A 3,131-nucleotide genomic window follows, 5' to 3' on the forward strand; every position below is an offset into this window, starting at 1 on the left:
TTCCGTTCCGGAGGTCCGGACGGCGTGGCCAGCTTCGACCAGCTCTACGGTTCCACCTCCGAGCTCAACTACTCCGGAACCGGAACCGAGGAGCTCGACAAGGAGATCCGCGAGCTGGAGAAGCTGGGAAGCGCCGACGAACAGATCGCCAGGTCCAATGAACTCGAGAAGAAGGCGCTCGGCACCTTCGGCATCATGCCGACGTTCAACGGTCCACACATCGTGGCGGTGAAACCCGGCCTGGCGAACTACGGCGCACCGGGCTTCGCCCAGGTGGCCGTCCAGGACATCGGCTGGGAGAAGTAGGGACGCAAGCGGAAGACCAGGCACCGACGTCATCGTCGGGCCTGGTCATTAGTGGTGCGCACTGACGGGCTCGAACCGCCGACCTGCTGGGTGGGCGGTTCAAGGATTTCGCCCAGTTCGATGAGGACTACGGGATGATCAAACTAGCCCCACCGAACGCTCTCGTAGCAAGGCCCGTGGATCTTGACCGTCTGTGGGACCGATACCGAGTGCGTGCGATCTCGGTGCGTGGTGACAATGGGGTGTGGGTACCGTTGCAGTCCGAGCATGTGCTGTCCCGTACGGATCAGATCATCGTCGCCGGGGCCCTTGAAGACCTTGAACGCTTCGCCAACCGGTAACCATATAGCCCGCTGGTCGACGCATTAGGGAGTGTGCCGACATCGGTGAACGCACCCCGCTTTATGCCTACTCGATACCAGGCAGGACATCACCGCACTGTGGGGGGGACAGAGTCAAGTGCGATGAGCTCTTCTGCAACGTTCACCTAACTACTATTCATCGCCCTGTGGCAAGCACTTCCATAGTGCTTCACGATGTCATCAGTGCGGTTTCTACAGTTCAACAGGTTGATCGGCGCGTCGGCGCTGAACCAGAGACCACAGTGCACTGCCGGCAACAAACACGAGACAACTCACCCCAAACACCGGGGCCACGAACCCGTAGGCCACCAACAACGCCACCAGGATGATCGTGCCCGTTGTCGGACGCGACCACTGCGCCCGACGCGGCGGCCCGGCAAGCATGCCGGCGGGGCGCCGCTTCCACCACATTGCATAACCCCAACAGATCATCGCGATGATCCCTGCGGCCAACAAACCAAGAACGATCTGATTGGGAAGACCGAACAGTGTTCCCATGTGCAGCTGAATCAGCCACGCCGTGGCCTTGGCCGCCAGCGGCCAATCAGCAAAGTTCGACCGTTCGGTGACATCACCGGTGGCCCAGTCAATCGCCACAGAATCATTCGACAGCCGGTAAGCTACCCGGTTCTCCGAGGCAGTCCACACCTGCCCCTCGGCACTCGGCGGAGTGATCGTCACCGGGGTTCGCAACTCATCCTGAGCGGTCGCTGCCACCCGGTCAATCGCACCGGAATTCAGACCACTGACCCGCACCCCACCGGCCGGCATAGCGTGATCACCATGCCCTTCATGCCCGGTATGTGCCCCTGCCCCGTCACTGGCAGAGGTGTCTTGCACACTGGCCCCGGGCAGCTCCGCAGACACCGCGGGGGTACCCCAGTTGAGGTTCTCCCGAACTTTACCGATATTGTCTCCTGCCACAGAGGACCAGGTCAGACCAGTCACAGTGAGGAAGATCAACCCGACAGCGATAATCGTGCCGGTCGCCCCGTGGCGACGCATCGTTTTCACCCGCCCAGTACCACCGGTGCGCAGCATCCCCCGGATCTTCGATGACCCTCGTTGACGAGACCACAGCAACACCAGCCCGCCGACGGCCAACACCCCCAGCCAACTGGCCGCCATCTCCGAGTACAACCGTCCCGGCTCATCCAACCACGCCATACGGTGGCCCTGGGAGATCCACTGGCGCAACGGCAACGATGCAGAGCTACCGTACTGGGTCGTATCGCCCTTGACCTCACCGGTGTAAGGGTCCAGGAACACTGCTTGCAGTGTCGACTCCGGCAGATCCGGATCGCTAAACAATACCCGGGTCGTTTCATCGGCATTACCCAGGCGTACCCCGGCCAATGAGAGATCGGGGTGCTCAGCTTGGGCGGTGTCCACCAACTGGCTGACCGGCACCTCATTGCCGGCCGCGCGGGCCTCGGAGTCAGAGACAGTCAGAATATCGTTGTTGGTGACCTGCTCCACTGTCGGAGAGAACGCGTAGAGCAGTCCAGTGATCGCCGCGATCAGGATCAGTGGGGCACACACGATGCCAGCGAAAAAGTGCAGCCGGTGGATCAGCCGACGAGTTTGCTGGCGATCCGGCGAGTCAACCCGGGAGGATTGGTCAATCGTGGGCGGTGGTGGAGCATCCGTGGAGGTCGTCATACCTCAGTAGTCGGACGACACTGCCGAACAGTTCCAGGCCACCAGCTGCCCATTTCCACCGGTTACCCCCGTCTGAGCTGCACCGTGAGCCCTTTTAGCACCCGCGACGCCCAAACACATAATCAGCCAGATAGCAACCGGCTATGCGCCTGCATTCCCGGCCCATAGACCGGGTCGCCGACTAAGAGGCAACGCTCTACCCCCGTCGGCGACGTGTCCACCTTTTCAGGGGTGTACACACCGGTAGCTGGGAACTTTGCTCACCGGTTGCACGACTACTAGAGCGGGACACGACAGGCAGCGAATGCTGGCATGGTGTCAGCCATGTACCTGGTTCCGCCAAGGTGCGTGCCACCTTTGCCTGCTCATGTCGTCTGTGCCCCTGCTCACAGTCTCTTCATCCGCACCGATCACCACGCCTACCTCTAAGGGATAACCCATATGAACACCCTGTTTCGCCGGACCAGTGCGACGGCTGTCGCTGCGGCACTCGCAGTCGGACTTGTTGCATGCAGTAGCGACAACGACAGTGACGACACCGGCGCTGATACCACCACCAGCACCTCCGCTGACCAGGAAGGCAGCACGAGCCAAGACGACACGGAAAACTCGACGGGGGCATTGAGCCTCGGTGAAGGCTACGTCGGCGCCAAAGACGCCGAGACCTCCATGACCGCCGTGTTCGGCGAACTCACCAACTCCACCGACGAGGACATCCACCTCACCCGCGTCACCGGTGACCTCGACGGCGTTTACCAGTACCACGAGGTGGTCGACGGCGTGATGCGCGAAACTGCTGAC

General features: G+C 61.5%; 2 protein-coding genes and 1 pseudogene. 2 read left to right on the forward strand and 1 reads right to left on the reverse strand.

The window, feature by feature from the left end:
- A pseudogene (locus ACT3TD_RS14675) lies at positions 1-306 on the forward strand (ABC transporter family substrate-binding protein); the annotation flags it as partial.
- Positions 307-860: 554 nt separating this feature from the next.
- Here the strand turns inward: ACT3TD_RS14675 and ACT3TD_RS14680 are convergent.
- A complete protein-coding gene (locus tag ACT3TD_RS14680; protein WP_444615233.1) occupies positions 861-2,330 on the reverse strand; it encodes a PepSY-associated TM helix domain-containing protein in 1,470 nt (489 codons plus the stop codon).
- A gap of 441 nt (positions 2,331-2,771) precedes the next feature.
- On the opposite strand from ACT3TD_RS14680, the gene ACT3TD_RS14685 reads away from it, so the two are divergent.
- Positions 2,772-3,131 (forward strand): copper chaperone PCu(A)C (locus ACT3TD_RS14685; protein WP_444638069.1); only part of this gene is annotated, 360 nt, incomplete at its 3' end.

It is taken from the genome of Corynebacterium sp. AOP36-E1-14 (assembly GCF_052377495.1).
GTDB lineage: Bacteria > Actinomycetota > Actinomycetes > Mycobacteriales > Mycobacteriaceae > Corynebacterium.